The sequence below is a fragment of the Bradyrhizobium sp. CCBAU 11386 genome (assembly GCF_028128955.1).
Lineage (GTDB): Bacteria > Pseudomonadota > Alphaproteobacteria > Rhizobiales > Xanthobacteraceae > Bradyrhizobium.
Map to the genome: position 1 here is coordinate 10,122 of NZ_LBKA01000021.1, position 20,333 is coordinate 30,454.

The 20,333-nt window shown below is 58.4% G+C and carries 15 protein-coding genes; 9 read left to right on the top strand and 6 right to left on the bottom strand.

Annotation, left to right across the window (positions count from 1 at the left end; translation table 11 throughout):
* From XI09_RS05615 to XI09_RS05625, 3 genes are all read left to right on the top strand, one after another.
* A partial coding sequence (locus tag XI09_RS05615; RefSeq protein ID WP_271565978.1) for an Ig-like domain-containing protein occupies positions 1-1,603 on the top strand: 1,603 nt, incomplete at its 5' end.
* Positions 1,604-1,700: 97 nt separating this feature from the next.
* On the top strand, positions 1,701-3,830 hold the full coding sequence (locus XI09_RS05620; RefSeq protein WP_442869534.1) for a type I secretion system permease/ATPase: 2,130 nt from the start codon (positions 1,701-1,703) through the stop codon (positions 3,828-3,830).
* Complete coding sequence (locus XI09_RS05625; RefSeq protein ID WP_271565980.1) at positions 3,817-5,247, top strand: HlyD family type I secretion periplasmic adaptor subunit; 1,431 nt, start codon at positions 3,817-3,819, stop codon at positions 5,245-5,247. Before XI09_RS05620 ends, XI09_RS05625 begins: the two co-directional genes overlap by 14 nt.
* Here XI09_RS05625 and XI09_RS46010 read toward each other — a convergent pair.
* Complete coding sequence (locus tag XI09_RS46010) at positions 5,188-5,661, bottom strand: NAD(P)-binding domain-containing protein (protein WP_442869533.1); 474 nt, start codon at positions 5,659-5,661, stop codon at positions 5,188-5,190. The two genes, XI09_RS05625 and XI09_RS46010, sit on opposite strands and share 60 nt — an antisense overlap.
* Positions 5,662-6,023: 362 nt before the next feature.
* Complete coding sequence (locus XI09_RS05630) at positions 6,024-6,383, bottom strand: hypothetical protein (protein ID WP_271565981.1); 360 nt, start codon at positions 6,381-6,383, stop codon at positions 6,024-6,026.
* A 184-nt stretch (positions 6,384-6,567) separates the two neighbouring features.
* On the opposite strand from XI09_RS05630, the gene XI09_RS05635 reads away from it, so the two are divergent.
* From XI09_RS05635 to XI09_RS05645, 3 genes are all read left to right on the top strand, one after another.
* Positions 6,568-7,422: a hypothetical protein gene (locus XI09_RS05635; RefSeq protein WP_271565982.1), complete on the top strand. Its 855-nt coding sequence runs from the start codon at positions 6,568-6,570 to the stop codon at positions 7,420-7,422.
* Entirely contained in the window at positions 7,400-7,876 is a 477-nt protein-coding gene (locus XI09_RS05640) for a hypothetical protein (RefSeq protein WP_271565983.1), read from the top strand. The genes XI09_RS05635 and XI09_RS05640 overlap by 23 nt, the downstream gene beginning before the upstream one ends.
* Before the next feature lie 209 nt (positions 7,877-8,085).
* Positions 8,086-8,319, top strand: a complete 234-nt coding sequence (locus XI09_RS05645; protein ID WP_271565984.1) for a hypothetical protein — start codon at positions 8,086-8,088, stop codon at positions 8,317-8,319.
* 149 nt (positions 8,320-8,468) lie between these two features.
* Here XI09_RS05645 and XI09_RS05650 read toward each other — a convergent pair whose 3' ends face one another.
* The 3 genes from XI09_RS05650 to XI09_RS05660 form a co-directional block, all read right to left on the bottom strand.
* Positions 8,469-9,782, bottom strand: a complete 1,314-nt coding sequence (locus tag XI09_RS05650; RefSeq protein WP_271565993.1) for an HlyD family type I secretion periplasmic adaptor subunit — start codon at positions 9,780-9,782, stop codon at positions 8,469-8,471.
* On the bottom strand, positions 9,779-11,713 hold the full coding sequence (locus tag XI09_RS05655; protein ID WP_271565985.1) for a type I secretion system permease/ATPase: 1,935 nt from the start codon (positions 11,711-11,713) through the stop codon (positions 9,779-9,781). The genes XI09_RS05650 and XI09_RS05655 overlap by 4 nt, the downstream gene beginning before the upstream one ends.
* A 90-nt stretch (positions 11,714-11,803) precedes the next feature.
* Positions 11,804-14,638 carry an Ig-like domain-containing protein gene (locus tag XI09_RS05660; RefSeq protein ID WP_271565986.1) on the bottom strand — a complete coding sequence of 945 codons (2,835 nt, stop codon included), beginning with the start codon at positions 14,636-14,638 and terminating at the stop codon, positions 11,804-11,806.
* A 979-nt stretch (positions 14,639-15,617) separates the two neighbouring features.
* Between XI09_RS05660 and XI09_RS05665 the strand changes: the two genes are divergently transcribed.
* Both XI09_RS05665 and XI09_RS05670 read left to right on the top strand, forming a co-directional pair.
* On the top strand, positions 15,618-16,505 hold the full coding sequence (locus XI09_RS05665) for a right-handed parallel beta-helix repeat-containing protein (protein WP_271565987.1): 888 nt from the start codon (positions 15,618-15,620) through the stop codon (positions 16,503-16,505).
* 302 nt (positions 16,506-16,807) lie between these two features.
* Entirely contained in the window at positions 16,808-17,590 is a 783-nt protein-coding gene (locus tag XI09_RS05670; RefSeq protein WP_271565988.1) for an FkbM family methyltransferase, read from the top strand.
* 51 nt (positions 17,591-17,641) lie between these two features.
* Here XI09_RS05670 and XI09_RS05675 read toward each other — a convergent pair whose 3' ends face one another.
* A complete protein-coding gene (locus XI09_RS05675; RefSeq protein WP_271565989.1) occupies positions 17,642-18,724 on the bottom strand; it encodes a glycosyltransferase family 2 protein in 1,083 nt (360 codons plus the stop codon).
* Between the two features lie 419 nt (positions 18,725-19,143).
* Between XI09_RS05675 and XI09_RS05680 the strand changes: the two genes are divergently transcribed.
* Positions 19,144-20,298 (top strand): O-antigen ligase family protein, encoded by a 1,155-nt coding sequence (locus XI09_RS05680; RefSeq protein WP_271565990.1) that lies wholly within the window; start codon positions 19,144-19,146, stop codon positions 20,296-20,298.
* Positions 20,299-20,333 lie beyond the last annotated feature (35 nt).

A 20,333-nucleotide genomic window follows, 5' to 3' on the forward strand; every position in this document is an offset into this window, starting at 1 on the left:
TGGTCGCATCGACGATCTCCGGATTGCCGATCACGCGATTACCCAATCACAGATTCAAACGGATATGGCGACGCCGCTTGTTGCCGGCGGCTGGAGTTACACGACGGCTGCGCTTCTTGACGGCAGCCACAGCTTCACCGCCAAGGCGACTGACAATGCGGGCAACACCACGACGACGTCTGCGGTGACGGCGACGGTCGACACGACGCCGCCGACCGCGGCGATCAGCACGACGATCACCACGGATACGGGCGCGACCGCCACCATCACGAGTGGCGGCACGACCAAGGACAACACCCTGGGCCTGTCAGGCACGGTGAGCGATGCCAATGGGGTCAGTTCGGTGCAGGTCTATGACGGCGCCACCCCGCTGGGTCCGGCGACCATCAGCTCGGGCAACTGGAGTTACACGACGGCTGCGCTTCTTGACGGCAGCCACAGCTTTACCGCCAAGGTCACTGACAATGCGGGCAACACCACGACCACGTCTGCGGTGACGGCGACGGTCGACACGCTTGCACCGACACTAACTGGCATTGTCGCCACGCCGGCCACCGCAAATCTCAACGCTGGCAAGACAGTGAACCTCACGGCCAATTTCAGTGGGGTCGTGGCGATCGGCAGCAGCACGCCCACCTTAAGCCTGAATGACGGTGGGACAGCAACTTACGTGAGCGGCTCCGGCAGTAGCGCCCTGAACTTTAGGTACACCGTCGCCGCTGGACAAAACACATCCGACTTGCAGGTGATTGGCTTCCAGGGAGCTACGATTCAAGACGGAGCCGGCAACATTGCCAACCTCACCGGCATCACAGCGACCAATCCTGTAAATCCAACAGGAACCCTTAAGATCGATACGACTATGCCCCTCGTAATCAGCGTCGTTGCGTCCCCGAGCCAAGGAACAATTACGACCGGGCAGACGGTCAAGATCAATCTGAATATGAGCGAGAATGTGACGGTCGCAAACGGCACAAGCAATCCGATGTTACTGCTGAACGACGGTGGCACGGCAACCTACGCCAGCGGCTCGGGCACAAATTCCCTGGTCTTCAACTACAAGGTACCCAATGGTCAGGGAACCCCGGACCTCCAAGTCATTGGCATTGAATTACCCGCGTCAGGCGCAATCCAAGACCTTGCGGGCAACAACGCTAGCCTTGCGGGGGCCGCCGCAGATCTGACACTCAAGATCGGCACGGTCACCACCAATGCAACCAGTGCCACAATCAGCGGCACGCAGACCCTTGAGCTGTTTGGCGCCTCGGCTGAAAACATCGCGTTTGCCTCCGGTTCGACAGGCACTCTGCAGCTCGATGCTGCGAAGAGTTACACTGGGACAATATCGGGGCTGGCTACCGGCAATGCGCTGGACCTTGCCGACATTGCCTACACTGCGGGTATGACCGTTGGCTATCAGCCGAATACATCAGGCCCGGCTGGCGGCCTTCTAACGGTCGGATCGGCAAACATCGCGCTGCTGGGCAACTATATAGCTTCGATGTTTGTGGCTAGCAGCGATGGGCACGGTGGGACCAACATCGTCGATCCTCCGCCAGCCTTGACCGCGCAAAACCCGATACTGACCCAACCCGTTGTTTGAGGATGCTTTATGGCCGAGCGGGACGGAGATCGACAGCTGGGGATCAGTCTGTTGGATTTGGTTTGCGTATTAGAAGAGGGTTGATGTGTCATCCGAGATCGAAAGCCCGCGCACGGTCGATCAGGGCCTGATTGTCCTGACGGGTCTGCTTCAGCTTCTCGGGATCGGAGTAGATCCGGAGCAGGTGCGTCATAGTTTCGGAGAAATCCCGATAGGCGTACCGGAAATGCTTCGCTACGCAAAGCAGAGGGGGCTCAAGGCCCGCGTTTTTAAGACCACTTTCGAGCGGCTCGCAACGACGCCCTTGCCGGGAATTGCGGTATTGCGCGATGGCGGGTTCGTGCTGTTCGGCAAGGCAGCAGACGGCAAGGTTTTGGTGCAGGCGCCGTTGGCTCAGCGACCACAGCTAATGACGCAAGCCGAGTTGGAAGCTGTATGGGACGGCCGAATCGTTATGGTTGCGCGCCGGGCAGGGTTGGTGGATTTGGCGCGGCGCTTCGATATCACCTGGTTTCTCGGTGCGATCGTAAAATACCGCGGTCTCCTCGGCGAGGTTTTCGTTGCGTCGTTTTTTTTGCAGCTGTTCGCGCTCGCGACGCCGCTCATCTTCCAGGTGGTGATCGACAAAGTGCTCGTACATCGTAGCATCAGCACGCTTGATCTATTGATTGTTGCGTTCAGCGCGATCGCGATATTCGAAACCGTACTTGGCGCCCTGCGAACCTATGTTTTCGCCCACACCACCAACCGCATTGACGTCGAACTGGGAGCGAGGCTGTTCCGTCATCTGCTCGCGTTGCCGATCGCCTATTTCCAGGCGCGTCGTGTCGGGGATTCTGTTGCGCGCGTGCGCGAGCTCGAAAACATCCGCAACTTCCTGACCGGTTCGGCCTTGACGCTCGTCATAGACCTGTTTTTCACCATCGTGTTTATTGCAGTGATGTTCGTCTACTCTAGTCTGCTGTCCTGGATCATCATTGCGTCTTTTCCATTTTACATCGCGGTGTCGGCGGTCGCGACGCCGATCTTCCGGAAACGACTGGATGAAAAGTTCAGACGCGGCGCCGAGAACCAGGCTTTTCTGGTCGAGGCTGTGACAGGCGTAGAAACACTCAAGTCCATGGCGGTTGAGCCGCAGATGCAGCGCCGATGGGAAGAGCAACTTGCCGGCTACGTCACCGCCAGCTTCCGCGTCACCAGTCTGGGCAATGTCGCAAGCCATGGCGTTCAGCTCGTTAGCAAACTGGCTACCGCATTGACGCTTTACTTCGGCGCCCGCCTGGTGATCGATGGAAGTCTCAGCGTGGGAGAGCTGGTCGCCTTCAATATGCTATCAGGAAGGGTGAGCCAGCCCGTGTTGCGACTGGCTCAGATCTGGCAGGATTTTCATCAGGCCCGGCTATCGGTGGCCAGATTGGGCGATATTTTGAATACGCCTCCCGAGCAAACCTATAACGTCTCGAGATCGACCCTTCCAACTGCAATCGGCTCTATCAGGTTCGAGCATGTAACGTTCCGCTATCGCGTCGACGGGGCCGAAGTCTTGCACGATATTGATTTCGATGTGCCCGCTGGACAGATCGTGGGGATTGTTGGTCCATCAGGATCGGGGAAGAGTACTGTCGCCAAGCTCGTTCAGCGACTTTATGTCCCAGAAAGTGGAAAAGTCCTTGTTGATGGGAGCGACCTCGCCGTGGTCGATCCAGCTTGGCTGCGACGACAAATCGGCGTAGTGCTGCAGGAAAACGTCCTTTTCAACGCCTCGGTTCGTGCGAACATTGCGCTGGCTGATCCAGCGATGTCGATGGAAAGAGTCGTTGCAGCCGCAACCCTTGCTGGCGCCCACGAATTCATTCTGGAGCTGCCAGAAGGCTATGACACGACTGTGGGCGAGCGCGGCAGCAGCCTCTCCGGAGGCCAGCGCCAGCGGATCGCGATTGCGCGGGCGCTAGTTGGGAATCCGCGGATACTGATCTTCGACGAGGCAACCAGCTCGCTTGACTACGAGAGCGAACAGCTCATCCAAAACAACATGCGGAAGATCGTCGAAGGACGCACTGCGCTGATCATCGCCCACCGTCTTTCGACGGTGCGCCGCGCAAACCGCATCATCACCATCGAACGTGGTCGTGTCGTCGAGGACGGAACTCACGACGAGTTAATTCGCTCCGGTGGTCGTTACGCCATGCTCTATCGACTTCAGGCAGGCATCTATGAAGTCGGCTAACAAGATCATCGCGTTTCCAAAAGCAAGGGGTCGTGCGAGCGCGCAGGAAACCGCCTTTCTGCCGGCCGCGCTGGAGATCGTCGAAACTCCGGCTTCCCCCGCTGGCAGGGCTGTCGCCATGACGATCATCGCAATATTTTGCTTTGCATTGGCGTGGGCGGCTCTCGGACAAATTGACATCGTCGCGTCAGCGCCAGGCAAGATAATTCCGTCAGAAGGCACCAAGCTCGTCCAGCCCTTCGAAATCGGGATGGTTAAGGCCATTCATGTTCGCGACGGGCAAACAGTCAAAGCGGGAGACGTCCTGATCGAGCTGGATCCGAAAATTAATGAATCCGAGCGCGACCACCTGCAGGCGGATCTCACCGCTGCGCAGCTCGAAATCGCCCGCCTGCGTGCAGGTCTGTCGAACCTCGACAGTCCGATCGAGGCATTCCATCCACCCGCCGCTGCGCCGCCCGATCAGGTGGTTATGCAGCAAAACTATTTGATGAAGCAGATCGCAGAATACCGGGCCAAAATCGCCGTCCTCGAACGACAGCGCGACCAGAAGGAGGCGGAGCGAGCCACAATTCAAGCCACAATCGATAAGCTCTCGACGGTCATTCCAATCATTCAGCAAAGGGCCGACATCCGCAAAGCTTCGTCAGATCGGGAATACACCTCCAAATTTCAGTATCTCGAGATAATGCAGCTACTGGTTGAGCAGCAGCGAGAACTGGTCGTGCAGAAAAGTCATTTGCGCGAGGCTGACGCGAGCGTGGCTGCGCTGGCAGAGGCCCGAACGCAGGCTGTGGCGGAGTTCGACCGTACGTTGTTCGGTCAACTCGCTGAGGCTGAGCGTAAGGCGGACGGGCTTATTCATGATGTCGCAAAGAGCCAGCAGAAGATCAATGCACAATATTTGACGGCGCCGATCACAGGGACGGTTCAGCAGCTTGCGATCCATACCGTCGGCGGCGTGGTGACGCCCGCACAGGTCCTTTTGGCATTGGTGCCGTCTGACGATCGCCTTGAAATTGAGGCAATGATCTCCAACCGTGACGTCGGGTTCGTTCAGCCTGGGCAACCCGCTGAGATCAAGGTCGATACGTTCAATTTCACCAAATACGGGCTTCTCCACGGCGACGTTCTGAGCGTGTCGCACGATGCGATCGTCCGCAACAAACCAGTTGATCGGGCGAGCGAAAAATCTCCGGGTGCCGATAGCACGTCGAGCGAACCAAGGGATCAGGACCTAAGCTTCGCCGCGCGAGTTTCACTGGATCGCTCGCAAATGCAAATTGATGACAAATTGATCAACTTGACGCCCGGAATGGCCGTCACAGTCGAAATTAAGACCGGATCACGAAGTGTTCTAAGTTATCTCCTGTCGCCGCTTATTAGGTACGGGCATGACGGCTTGCGAGAGCGCTAAATTAGGCTTGCCGAGGCCAGAACGGGGATGCCTGAAGCGTCTCCACAACGATCGTTTGGCAGCCGAAGGCGGGTTCGCGAATATCAGGTTTTGACGCCGGCAGATCAATGTGACGTCGCAACCGCGCGTCTTGAGTAGTGCCGAATGATCGATGGCCGATGCTCCTCCACCGATTACGGCAACGCGACGGCCTACAAGACGGCTGAGATCACAATGATCATAGCTGTGCGAAACCATTTCCGCAGGGAATTCGTCCAGCGGGGGTGGGACATAGCGAAAGTGGCCAACGCCTGTTGCCGCCACGATGCACCGGGCCCGCACCGTGGCTCCATTCTCGAGGTTGAACGCGAATCCACTGCCATGTCGGCGAACCGAGCGGACGGTCGTTTCCTCCAGGTCTCGCGAAGCGCTCACTGAATGCCATCCCGTACTCGATGAAAGTCGTCAGCTGGACGGGCGTTCGATCGTCGCTGTATTTGAGCGTTCCTTACAGAATCGCGACAGCGGCAGTTCATTCAGGATCGTAGAGATTGGAAGCGAAGCCATCGGACTTCAACAACATGCCTTCAGGCATGTGACGCCGCCACAGCTCCATAGGACGCCCAAAAATCGCGTGATCGACCCCCGCGGCGCGCAAAATGGGCCGCAAGCGCCAACCCGTACGGGCCGGCACCGATTGCCACGTCAGTATCCATAGGCACCACCGGCCATTCGAGTCCGCAGAACAATTCACTGGCACGTCGCGCAAATCGGCAAACCCGAGCGACAGGTCATACTCATGACGGTTGCTGCTTTTCGGTGTCATCCTGCATGGGCAGCTCCAGCGCTATGGCTGGCGCAATCGCGACCGCCTGAGGCCGCGTGCCGTTGACCTCCCACGGCCACAGTTCGACCGGCTTACCCGCTGTCAGAGTAGAGATTTTTGCACGCAGTGCGGGGGCGAGCCGTTCCAGGATCAGGTGCCGCTCCAAGCGGATCTCACGTTCAATGGCGTCCGAATAGAGCGAAAGCGCGTGAATCGTCTCACGAGGAATTCTACATGGCACGTGTCCAAATTCGGTCGCCGCCTGGATCAAGAGGGCCTTGCCGTCCCATTCGATTTCACCGACGAACTCGATATCGCGGAAGCGTTCCATTTTTTTACTCCCAAGATATATCCAAATATTAAATTATTGGTTATCTTATTAAATATGCATCTTAATGCAACCGTAAATTTCAATCTAATATCCAGACGGTGATACCATGAAAAAAAATCTCTCGATTTCAACTCCCATTGTCCGAACCTTTTTGCGGGGTTGAAGTGGCACGAGGCATTAGATCGTGACTGCGCTGGATAATCCGATTGATCGCGGTTCGATATCGCGATTGGCAAAGGAACTAACGCGCGGTGAATTCTTTGCGGGACTACTCGCTCTCGGCTGCGCGAGCGGCCTAGCATCCCGTGCCATTCAGTGGATCCACCGGCTTGGCTGGGTGGATGCGCTTCTCGGCACCTTTGAGATCAGTGTAGTTGTTTGGGTATCGTGTGCTGCAGGCGTCTCTCTCGTTCTTCAAGATCGAACGATTGGGATTCGTTCTTCAGAACTCTCCCTGGGAGCGGCCTTTGTGCTGCTCGTCATTTTACCAATCGGCCCCCTCAGCTGGCTGGCAGTAGCTGCGCTCAGCCTCTACATCATCAGCAGCACCGAAGTCTCATCGTCGCGGCGCGGCGCCTTGATATTGCTGGCTACGACGGTACCCATGCTTTGGAGCCGGTTACTGTTTCATTTTTTTGCCGAGCCAATATTACGGATCGACGCATCGCTCGTTGGTTCGATGCTGCGCACGCGCCGGACCGGGGACATCGTTGAATTTGCCGACGGTTCGGGCGTCCTGGTCATCCTGCCAGGGTGTTCTTCGATCGCAAATGTGTCGCTTGCACTTCTGTGCTGGGTTACGATGAGCCAACTGGTCTGCCACAAGAACTCTGCTCACGATCTATTCTGGTCGCTGATGGCCTGCCTCTCCGTCGTCGCGGTGAATGTTACCCGCATGAGCTTTATGGGGCTGAGTCAGTGGCACTACGCCATGTTTCATAGTTCCTGGGGCGCCGCGATCGCAAACACAATCATTTTGGCCCTGATGGTCGGATTCTGCGCGCTAGGGGTGAGGCGTGAACTCTTCCAGCACATTTAGGTGGTTCATGGCGGCAGCGGCTTTGCTGGCCATTGGATGGAAGGCAGTGATGCCTTTCGAGAATCCAGACTATCTACGGGAGGATATTGTTAGGTTCCTCGAACGAAATAAGTTCGACGTCGCGGTGACCGAGAGGATAGCGGCTAACACGCCGATCATCCGAGCCACCAGAGCGTCATGCCAACTGCAGGTCGCACAGCTCACTCCCGATGGATCGAACGGGAATCTCGTTCGACATCTCGCGACCGGCGCGGATCGCTCGTTCGTCGTGTTTCGCGGCGAAGTGTACACGCGACAACCAATAGCCAGGACAGTGCTGCATTATCTGTTGTCCAGATTTCTTCGCGAGCTTGGATTGATTAGACAGATCCCTCCCGTCATCGACGTCGCGGAGAGCTTGTCCTGCAATGCAGAACAACTCCCATGGACCGAACTTCAAGATCGTCCCGCCTGATACGCCACGACCAATTTCGGAAGTTGGCGACAATGCGGCTAGGCGCCGCGTCTTTGATGCGTGCGGCGTCATCTTGTCGCGGGTAGCGCTTAGACGAGGTATAATCTAAGATTGAAGTTGACATAGGATTTAATTTGTCGATTATTAATTTAAAGATATGACATTTATTATCTAACCTGGATGGCAGCGACCGTCGAAAGGAAGAAAATATGACGTTACCTGGATGGGTTCTTGCCATTTTCCTTACAATGGCAGCAGCGGTGCCGGCCGGCGTCTATTTCACGGCCACTCTGTTCTTTCCTCCTGACCAATCCTACACCTACGTTGGCCAGGGCACAGCTCAGGGCGCACCGGGGCCCCTCGCGGGCGCTGGCCTGTCCTTCGCCGCGGTTGCCTATGGCGCCTACTGGATGATCAAGCGCCGTCGGCGCAAACCGGACTAGGCGCCGGCGTGATCGTCTCCGCGGAGGAGGACGCAACCAGGTGCGTCTTCCGCAAGGATGGGGCCGGCAGAACCCTTCGGGGCTCGACCGTTGGACTGACAGCCGAGACGGAGGTCACCTCGCGCACGAGCTGACTGTGCCGATCGAGCTCAGCGCTCCTTGAACGCGCGCTCCGCCTGATCGTGCAGCGGCTTGAGCAGATAGGACAGCGCCGTCCGGCCGGCCGTCTTGATGAAGACCTCGACCGGCATGCCGGGCAGTAGCTTGGCCGAACCGAGCTTTGCCAGTTCCTCCGGCTTCAACAGGACGCGACCAGTGTAGTAGCTCGTGCCGGCTCGCTGATCCTGTGTAATGTCTGCCGAGACCATGCTGACCTCCCCGTCGATTTCGGGCGTGGTCTTCTGGTTGAACGCAGCGAACCGCATTGTCGCGGCCTGCCCCATATAGACCTGGTCGATATCGCGCGGTGCGATCTTGACCTCGACCGCAAGCGAGTCCGCGTCGGGCACGATTAGCATGATCTGCTCGCCGGGAGAGATGACCCCCCCAACCGTGTGGACGCTGAGCTCATGGACGCGGCCGGATTGCGGTGCCCTGATATCGACCCGATTCAATTGATCGACCGCCGCAGTTTTGCGCTCGCCCAGCTCGGAGAGTTTCGAGCGCGTTTCAATCAGGTCCTTGCCGACTTCCGTCCGCAGGTCCTGGTCGATCTGAATGATCTGGAGTCCGATTTCGGAGATCTTGCCCTTCGACTGAGCAATCATTCCTGCCAGCTGGCTGCGCTCGCCTTCAAGGCGGGCGGCATCGCGCTCGAGGGAATTGAGCCGCGTGATCGGCACCAGATTTTTTTGCCAGAGACTGCGCACGCCTTCCAGCTCCTGGCGGATGAAATCGACTTCCTTCTGCTTGGCCTCGGTCTGCCCCGTATAGCCCTTGATCTCATTTTCCAGTTGCGCGCTTTTCTCCTGCAACTGCGCTTTTTGGCCGCTCCTCGCCTGACGACGCAGGTCGAACAGCTTCCGCTCCGCGGTGATTGCACGGCTCGCCTCGGAGTTGCTCTCCTTGGCACGGTCGAGCAGCACCTTGGGAAACATAACCTGCTCGGCGCCATCGCGCTCGGCCTCGAGACGAGCTTGCCGCGCGAACAGCTCATCGATGCTGTTGGTGACGATGGTCGCATTCGCGAGCGTCTGCGTCTCGTCGAGGCGGATCAAAATGTCCCCTGCATTGACCCGGTCGCCTTGCCGCACGCGCAACTCGCCCACGATCCCACCAGTGGCGTGCTGAACTTTCTTGACGCTCGAATCCACCACGACCACGCCTTGGGCGATCACGGCGCCCGACAATTGGGTCGTTGTCGCCCAGCCGCCGACCCCAAAGGTCACCAAAGCGAACATGATCATACCGACGATCATGTAACGCTGGATGGATTGCATCGCCGGTGCCACCTGGCCGTTCATCGGCTGCCTCCTTGAGCTTCCGCGACGACCTTGAGCGGTACGGGATTTCGCAACACTTTCTTGAGGACCTCCTCTCTCTTTCCGAAGGACTGAACCCTGCCTTCCCCGAGGCACAAGACGTGGTCCACACCCTCCAGCGCCTTCGGACGATGCGCGATAACGGCGACAATCCCCCCCCGGCGGCGCACGTTCTGGATCGCCTCGGTCAAGGCTTCCTCGCCCTCGGCGTCAAGATTGGACGAGGGCTCATCAAGTACGACCAGGAAGGGCTTTCCGTAAAAGGCGCGCGCGAGCCCTATACGCTGCCGCTGACCCGCCGACAGCGCCAACCCTCCCTCGCCAATCTTCGTGCTGTAGCCGTCCGGAAGGGAGAGGATGAGGTCGTGCGCGCCCGCGGCATGTGAGGCTTCCAGAACCGTGGCGGCAGTGGCCTGCGGATCGAACCGGGCAATGTTCATCGCAATGCTGCCGTCGAACAGTTCGACGTCCTGCGGCAGATAGCCGATGTGCTTCCCAAGGGCGTTCGAAGACCAATGATCCAGCGCAGCATTGTCGAGTCTGATCCTGCCGCGAACGCAAGGCCACACCCCGACAAGCGCCCGCGCCAGGGTCGATTTGCCCGATCCGCTCGGACCGATGATTCCGACGGCCTGCCCTCTTCGCAGTTGGAACGAAACCTCGCTGAGGGTCGGTCTCTGAGCATTTGGTGCACCGACATAGAGCTGCTCGACCGAAAGAGTTTCCACCGGTGCGGGTAGCGCCAGCGGTTCCTCTTCGGCGGGCAGAAGCTTCAGCAGTTGGTCCAGTCGTTGTCCCGAGTGGCGCGCGGCGACGAAGCCCTTCCAGTTCGCAATCGCCATTTCGACGGGCGCGAGCGCCCGCGCCGTCAGGATCGAACCGGCAATAATGATGCCGGCGGTCGATTCCTGATTGATAACGAGGACGGCTCCAACGGCGAGAACCAGCGACTGCAAGATTGACCGGAAAACCTTGGAAGCGCCGCCCAGACTGTTTGCGACATCGCTGGCCCCTTCGTGGGCGGCGAGGTACTTTGCATTGACCTCACGCCAACGCAAAGCCGCCTGTCGCCGCATGCCCATGGCGTGCAGAACTTCGGCATTTCGTCGCCCCTCGAGGGCGAGGGCGGCTCGGGACACGGCCAGCCGCGACGAGGCCTTTGTCGGCCCCCGCGTTCGGGCTTCAGCGAGCATGGTAATGCCGATCAGAACCACTCCGCCGACCAGCGCAGTGACGCCAATCCAGAAATGAAAGAGGAAGCAGACGCCGAGATAAATCGGCATCCATGGCAGATCGAACAACGCCGTCGGCCCTCCGCCGGACAGGAATCCGCGAACCTGGTCGAGATCCCGCAGCGGCTGGAGGCCGTCGCCATCGGCTTTCGTCTTGAGAGGAATGCGTACGAGCGCGTCGAAGATGCGAGCGCCCAGCTTTTCGTCGAGATACCGGCCGACGCGCACGCTGATCCTGCCCCTGACGAGGTCAAGTCCGCCCTGAAACAGGTAAAGCACGGTCGCCAGCACGATCAATGCAACCAGCGTTGGTATGCTGCGCCCGGGCAGCACTCGGTCGTAGACCTGCAGCATGAAGAACGAGCCGGTCAGCATCAGGAGATTGCTCATGCCGCTGAATGCGGCAAGAGCCCAGAAGATCCGGCGGCACGACCGCAGGAAGGCCGACATCTCTGACTGCGGCTCGTCATAGTCCTTCTCCGGCCCGGATCGACCAGCGAATATCCGTTGCCGCAGGGCTTCGACCGGGCGCCTTGCCCAGCTGATCAGAAGCGGCGGCCGCAGTTCGGCGTCTTCCGCCCACAGCCGTCCGGCCGACCATAGTCCTGACAAATGCATAAGTGGGATTCGATAAAGATTCGCAGGCGGGGGGATCACCCCCCGCCGTCCAAAGTCAGTCATGACACCCGCCCTTGAAACATGCCTCGGAAGATCCGCCAAGAGATCCCCGAGGCAGTTGTTGAGTACTACTCTGTGTGGTTGGCCCGTCCCCTACGCGAAGTGGAAGTCGTGGCTGTTCAGCTTATCGAGCTGCGTGTTCTTCAGCGTGAGCGTGTCGCTCCCCGTCGCGATCACGACGTCGTGGCCTGATTGGGCCGCGTGGGAAAGAACGCTCGCAAAGCTGTCGAACACGCTCTTGCTGAACTGGACCGTGTCATGCGCAGGGCCACCGGCAGCGAAGTCCTTGATGACGTCGTGGCCGAAGCTCGAGGCAAACACGAAGGTGTCCGCGCCCGCTTTGCCGACCATGACGTCGTTGCCCGTGGTGCCGGTCAGCGTATTGCTGTGGCCCGAGCCGATGATCGCCTCGCCCGAGCTGGTCCCGACCACGTGGCCGGTCGTGTCAACCTGGTCAGCTGTAAAGGCATGCGTCTTGCCCGACAGGTCGGAGGTGTGGAAGCTCCACTTGCCATCCGACCCGGCCGTGACTGAACCGGCGGTCGACGTACCATCGGACAGCTTGATCTGGCTGTTGGGATCGGCAGTGCCCTTGATCGTTGCAGTGTGATCCCAATGCTGACGCACGTTGGTGACCTCTACCGTTGAGGTCCCATTGGCTGAGATCCCATTGGCGTTATGCGAGCCAATCGGGGGATCGATCGAATTCGACAAGCCGCTGGTGTTGCCGGCAGCGTCGGTGGCTGTTGCGACGAACGTGTGAGATCCGTTTTTGAGGCCGGAGGTCGTCACGCTGAAGTTTCCGTCGGCACCTGTCGTCGCCGTGCCAAGCAGGGTCGTCCCCTCGTAGAGCTTGATGGTGCTGCCCGCGTCAGCCGTTCCGGTCACCGTCGCGCGATGATGACTGGTCGAATCGCTTAACAGGACCGGAGCGTGGGGTGCAGTGGTATCCACCGTACCAGACGTGCCGGTACCGGACGCGCCCGTACCAGACGTGCCCGTACCTGACCCGGACGAGCCGGCTTGCGGCTGAGAACCAACAGCCGTGACGGAAACATTGTCCAAGCTCCAGTAGGCCTGGTCTTGACGGGCATCGAATTCGAGATGCGAGGTGCCAGCTGTTCCGGTCGCTGTGAAGGAATATTGGGTGTAGCCCTGCGCCGACTTGTCGGCCAAAGCCAACATCGTTTGGCCATTCCACGTCACGGTGAAATCATTGGGACCCGACCCCTGGTTGGCCAGCCAGAAGCTGACCACGTACTGCTGGCCAGCCGTGGTCTGCACGTTCTGGCTGAGCGTTCCGTCCGAGCCGACCGAACCCAGGCCAGCTGCAAAATTACCGCTTTCCGCACCAGTGACGATGAAGGTTTGGTCTCCGTACGACAGAGGCTTATAGTTACCTCCCAGCGTCCAGCCAGTATAGTCACCGGTTTCGAAGCTGCCGTTCGTCACCAGGTTTTGACCGCCGCCGCCTGTGCCCGTACCAGACGTGCCCGTGCCGGACGTCCCCGTACCAGACGTCCCCGTACCAGACGTCCCCGTACCAGACGTGCCCGTACCAGACGCGCCCGTACCTGACCCGGACGAGCTGGAAGATCCGATGACCGGATCAAAAGCCGCTGACGCAGCGCTTACGTTGCCCGCGGCGTCAGTCGCCATCGCTGTGAGAGCATGTGTACCGGCAGCTAGAGCAGTGGTTGTCACGCTCCACGCCCCGCTTGCGTTGGTCGTTGCGGTACCGACCTGCGTCGTTCCGTCATACACCTTGATCGTGCTGTTCGCTTCGGCATTGCCGGACGCCACCACCTGGTTGGCGTTGTTGACGGTATCACTGGAGATCGTTGGCGCCCCCGGCGCCTTGGTATCGACGGTCACGGCCAGCGTAGCCGACGCCACGCTGGTCTGCCCCGACGAGTTGGTCGCGGTTGCCGTAAGCGTATGCTTGGCGTCAGTGAGGATCGAGGTGATGTAGTCCCAGCTGCCGCTCGAGTTGGCCGTCGCCGTCCCGATCTGGGTCGAGCCGTCATAGACCTTGACGGCGCTGCCCGCCGCGGCGGTCCCGTGCAGGGTGATCTGGTTGGCGTCAGTGATGCCGTCGCCCGTGATGCCGGTGTCCGGCGTCCAGGACGCAATCACCGGTGCGCTCGGTGCTGGGCTCGGCGCCGTCGGTGAGCCGACATTCGCCGAAGTGTTCAGCGTCGCTGCCAGCGTCGCGCCGTCATTGACGTTGCCGGTATATGTCGGCGTGTTGTTGTTGAAATCGGTCGTACCCCACTGACCGGCTCCCATGTGATTGTTCGTGAAGGACACGCCGTTGATCGAGCCGCCGCTGAACTGACCGTCCGAATAGACGGTGTAGCCGCCGCCGACGAGCAGATTGTTATCGACGCTGATGTTCGAGATCGGCCCGAAGTAATTGTCGATCATGATGGCCGACGTCTGGTTGTAATCGTTGATGACCGTGTTGTGACTGATGGTCACGTTTGACGAGCCGCCATCGATCTGGATGCCGTCGTAGTGCGGCGACCCGGACGCATTTAGGTCATGGATGTAGTTGTCCTTGATGACCGAGCTGCCCTGCACATTGATTCCGTTCTCGACATTGTAGATGTTGTTGCCGATGAACGTGCCTTGGCCGCTGATGCCGCACGAGCCGTCGTTGTTGCTGCCGACGCCATTAATCTCGCAGTTCTGGACGACAGCGCCCGTCACACCCTGCGCGACTTGCACGACCGAATAACTCGCCGCAGTGATCTTGCAGTTTTCAATCGTCACATTCGGAGCGTCGATATAGACGGTCCCTTTAATGTCGAGCCCCGAGATAACGGTCCCGGCCTGGGTGATAACCAAGTCGCCCGATGATGTAAGAGTTACACCTGCCGGCACACCAGTGTTCGTCGCATCCGGCCATCCAGTTGTCGTCGCCAAATCAAGTCTCCTTGTTTCATCTGTACCGGCTTCGACAAATTGCGAGCAGCAACATCCGAAGCCTTCGAATTCCCATTCGCCCGTAAAGCAATGGGGTCCCCAATCGCGGAGAGGTAATGCACGATCCGGCACGGCTTTTTTTGGACAGGACCACGGCCCCGACAAGGTCATTTTTCTGCAACGCGCGCCCGATTCGAGCAACCGCAAAACCACAGATATTTTAAACAGGTGAATATTTTAATGTTTAATATGTGCACGCATAAGGCCTTAGCTACGCTGCTGCGAGTGTCGGCAGTACAGACGTCGAATCACAAAGCGCCCATGCAAACGAACGTTTCAGGTCTGCCCAACGGTCAAATCAATTGAGCCCGCCGTCGATTTAATCGATCGCCGTTAGATTTGTATCGCTGGCGTGTCGTCGCGGCTAACTCATCCGAATTGCGCCGATCAGTTTAAAACCAACGTATTACTCACCTATACCTATGTCGTAGATCACAACTTGATTCACGCAGCTCGCGACTCTTCCTCAAAGCAAGTCACCTGCAGGCGACGCCGCGCGCACACGCCATTTTGGTTGCTTATCACCAGGCCGCTTGCCCGTCTCACCTCGAAGGCCTCGCGACCAGGCCTTCCAGAGTCACTTGAGTTGCCGGGCGCACCACACGCTGAAAAGCAGAGCGCGTGAGGAAGCGATGCGAGGCACATTCTATGCGAGAGGAGCTACAGGCAATTCCGAACGTCTTCGACGTCTCGTAAACCAACTATTAGGTTGGCGACGTCGAGCCGACCTGGCAACGCCCAACCTCCTTTGACGCGCATCGACTGCAATGAATGGCGCGCACACACTTCCCGTTGTCGATTGACGGAGCTCCAACGTAGAACTAGCTTATACAGTTGTTGGCGGTTTCCATGGAATTGCCATCGGTCAACTCGCCATTCCGAGATATCGAGGACCGGACGTGAAGCGAAGGATTTGACCATGTTGCAGGTCTCGCGGCGAGCCTTCCTGATTATGATAGCCGCGATCGATGCCGCTCATGGAGCCAGACGCGGTCACGTCGACAGCCTGTCGACCTCTCTCGGGAATCGCATCCCTTCCGAGGAGATGGTGTTTGCCGCCGATTCGCGCGATGCCGTCGTGAAATATCCGGCCGAAACCAGCACCGGCGTTGTCGAGAAGCTGAAGCCGAGCCTGAAACCCTCGGGCTCGGTCACTACGAGCAGCGACGGACAGGTTATTCGCGGGCTCGACATTTCAGGCTCAGTGCAGATCAACCACAGCGCCGTCACGCTCGAGAACTGCAGGATCGCGGCTGCGGCCTTTGCCATCGTCAATGTCGCAGCGGACTTGAGTGTACCACCAATTATCCAGAACTGCGAGATCGACGGGCTCGGTCTGAACGGCGCCGATGGCTCGAATGGCATCAATGGATACGGAACAGTCCGGCGATGCAATATCCACGGTGTGGAGAATGGCATCAACGTCACGGGCCCCCTCTTGTTCGAAGCCAATTACGTGCATGATCTCGCTGCTCCGGGAGCACCTCATTATGACGGCGTGCAGATCGATGGCGGAAGCGATATCAGTATCCTCAATAATACGATCATTAATGACCACGTCCAAACGTCGGCAGTCATGATCGACAACTGGTCCAGATCAATTTCGAACATCGTCGTGGACAACAACCGCCTCGTCGGCGGCGGCTACACGGTGTATTCGGACGGAAGGCAAGGCAGCGGATCAATCTCCGGCGTTTCCTTCACTAACAATAGAATGGGCCGGGGAAAGTGGGGTTACTCCGCATTCAGCAAGAACCGGCCGGTCTGGCGCGGCAATGTGGACGATGTAACCGGGCGGCCGATCTGACAAGACATCCGCAGCCGTTAACCGAAATGCTGCGCTGCGGGGTCGCGCCGTCAGCGCACAACCGTTGAGGCGGATGGGGCATAGTGGAGACGGGTGTCTCTCGGCGCGTCCCAGTCAGGATCCTCGAAAAACAGGATATGCCCATTGCCGATCCATGGACTTGGAACGCGTATGTGAGTTTCAGCGCTGACCGGGATCGTTTACAGAGTATTATTCTCTCCGAACAACAACTAGCTTCGACCAGCATTTCAATGTCACCTTCAATTCGGCTCGCTCCGACCGATCATCAAGAAGGCGCGTGAATGAGCATGGCAATTGAATTGAAGCCTGAGAGCGCGAAGGCGTTCGCACGTTTTCTCTACGCCCGTGTTCCAGGCGCGGCGCAACTTAGATTCGCCATCAAGGACCTCGTCGCGCGCTACGTCTCAAAACCCGAATTCGGCGGTGTTTCCCGGCTTGGCAATGGAGGCGGACTGATCATCGACGTCGGCGCCAATCGCGGACAAAGCATCGCTGCCTTCAGGCGGCTGCGGCCAGATTGCGACGTTGTCGCCTTCGAACCGGAGCCCCGGTCGGCCGCCCGCTTGATCTCGCGATATCAGGGCGACCGCAGGGTCACGATTCATGATTGCGCGCTGGGGCAGCGGGCGGGACAATTGACCTTCTTTATCCCGCGATATGGAAGGTGGGATTGCGATGGCATGGCCGCAACCAGCCAGGACGAAGCGACGCAATGGCTACGCGATCGCGGCCGCATGTTTCGCTTTGATGAGACCAGGCTGACGGTTACGGAGCACGCAGTGCAATGCAGAACCCTCGACTCGTTCCGTTTGTCCCCGATGCTGATTAAGCTCCACGCGCAAGGCGCCGAGCTTGATATCCTGAAGGGGTCTCAGGAGACCCTGCGCCGATGCGCGCCCCCACTGATGTGTGCATTCCCGGGACGTGAACTGGTCGATTTCTTGCGACAGTTCGACTACGACCCATATCTCGGTGACGGCGGCGATTTTGCGCAAGGCCTGGCCCGGCCAGGCGCGACCTTCACGTGGTTCTACTCAAGAACGCACCTTGAGCACCCTTCCTAGTACCGCCGCGACGCCAATATCGGCGGTCAAAGCGTTCGTCCAGCGACGCCTTCAGTCCAATCGCAAACTGGGATCGAATGACTTGTCGCGGTGCCATACCGGCCGCCCGGTCTCACCACGCAATCCAGCCGCCAGTCCCCGAAGCGCGGTCAGAAAATTGTTCGGCGCCCCGACTCCCAGAAATCTGATCGCGCACATCAACGAAACTACGATCCGTATCGGCAACGTCCGAGGGAAGTGCTTGCGCACGAAATGGATAGCGTTGCGGTGCTCCAGATAGACCGACAATTTCGGTAATGCACCCAAGCTCTTCGCGGATCCGGTTGTCGTCCCGCGCTTGTGCGCCACGATCGAATCGCTTGCGTAGCCGAGCCCGAATTCTTTGGCCTTCAGCCCCCAGTCGAGGTCCTCGAAAAATAGAAAAAAGCTTTCATCCATTGGTCCGATCTGTTGGATGCACGACCGCGTCACATACATTGACGCGCCCGACGGACTGTCCATCGAGGCCTCGATGGCAGTGAGTTGATGAGGGACGCCAACTCGTTCTCCGAGCCCCAGCGCAACGGCCCTTGCGGCAAGCGGCTGCCACTGTAGCCCGCCCCGAAAGCGAATGAGGTCCCCGCATCCTGGATCGAGGATGGTACTGCCCACCATGCCCTTATTGCCGATCTCCGCCCTCTGGACCAAAGCTGCAAGAGCGCCCGGCTCAGGTTCGGTATCGGGATTCAAGATCCAGATCCCCTTCCAACCTCGAAGCGATGCAAGCGGCTTCAGCCAGGCGTTGATACCACCTGCATATCCCAAATTTTCGCAGGCAGCGCCGACCCAGACACGCGAGGAACGCGTCCGAAAGCGCATTTGCCGAATCTTGAAGAACTGACTCGCCCTCAATTCGACCGGGGCACCCTCCGCGGCACAGCAAGGATCTGCCCCCTCAACCAGCTCCCGGCTGAGCCGATCGAACGCGTCCACACCGCCATTCTCGCAAATGAAGATATCGAATCCTGGTTGATCAGTTGCATGCGAGAGCGCCCGTAGGCATGCGACTATGTCCTCGGGATTGCGAAAGCCAACAATGACAATCGCGACCTCGGCGACGTTGGCTGTGTTGGGTGGCACTGTGTTGGATTGCAACGCGTTATCCCTCCCATTCCTCGGAGCGCCGCCGCAAAGCACTCGCACGCAAGTCTTCACGCACGGCGCCGACCGCCCGACTTAAATATTCTGCACTATTATAACCAAACGCGCCGAATTATCTCAAATTAAAAAATCAACACGAGCCACCCAGGGCAAACGCAAGGCCGGCTAACCATTTGCAACAACAACAGTTTCAGTGGATATTTTTATTTTGCATTTCGCTCCGAATTTAATAATATCAAACAATTACTTTCAAGGAACTAAATATGCCAGCCACGACCATCCGACTGGCCCCATTGCGCGCCGAAACCGTAACGCCCAAGCCAGAAAGACGCCCGATATCACGGACGATTTCAGCTTGGCTTATCCTCATAGGAGCGGTCGTTCCGGAGGTAGCCCTCCGAATGGATGTCGGCTTGAAACTGACGGCCGGCCGCATTGGCATAATCCTGCTGATGATTCCGGCTCTCACGAAATTGCTGGGAAAGGGGCGCAATCTCATCATCTCGGATTTCTTTGCCTGTGCGCTCGCAGCCTGGTTGATGGGCGCCGCGGCTTATGTCGACCCGCAAAATTCACTGTCTTCCGCAGGGGCGGAATGCCTTGAGTTTGCCGGGGCCTACTTCGTTGCGAGAGGACTGTTCTTCGGGGTGGCTGCGATAGATGCGTTCATGGGAGTACTCAAAATTGTCGTTACGATAGCTATCGTTGCGGGTTTTGCCGATACACTAGCCGGAAGATGGATTGTGAATGAGACGCTCGCCGGCCACCCGGAACAAGCGGACTATCGCCTTGACGGCATCGTCAGAGCTCTCTCGTTGTTTGACCATCCAATTCTATTCGGAGCGTTCTGCGCCGTTAGCGGCGTGCTCTTTCTCTTTGCGCAACCAACGACCAATTTGCAACTGCGCTGGGGCGGCTTTTGCTTTCTCGGGTGCCTGTCTGCACTTTCATCAGCCCCACTGCTCTCCTTCCTAATCGGCGCCGGGGTACGCCTTTATGACCAGTTCCTGAGGCAATTCACATGGCGTTGGACGGCCCTCTGGTGCGTCGTCATAGCAGCGATGGCGATCGCTCTCCTCATTGGCGAGCATCCGATTCGCTGGATTATCTCGCACATGACCTTCGATCCCTCGTCGGGATATTTTCGATTACTGATCTGGGACGGCGCTCTCAGCAAGATTGCCGAACGGCCATTCGCCGGGTACGGACTTAATTCTGTTGGAGACGTCATCGTCGATGCGACCACGGATACGGTCTGGCTTGTGCTGGCACTCCGTTTCGGAGTGCCCGCCAGCGCTCTCTTGTTGCTTGCGAATATCGCAGCGCTTGCTTCGACCAACTCGCCGCGGAACGCATTATTGGACCCCCGCTTCCTACAACTTCGTTCTGGCTTTACGGTCGTATTGGTGTTGTTCGCACTAACCGGCCTAACAGTGCATTATTGGAACTACATGTGGCTCTTCTGGGGATTGTGTCTTGGGATCCGTGCCAACCTTCGCGAACAGCAAGCGGCCGGCCAAGCCGGCATTCCGGCATTGAGAGGCACGGCTCATTCGGTTCGATCGTGAAAGCCTCCGACCAAAGCCAAATACGTCCTCTTGAA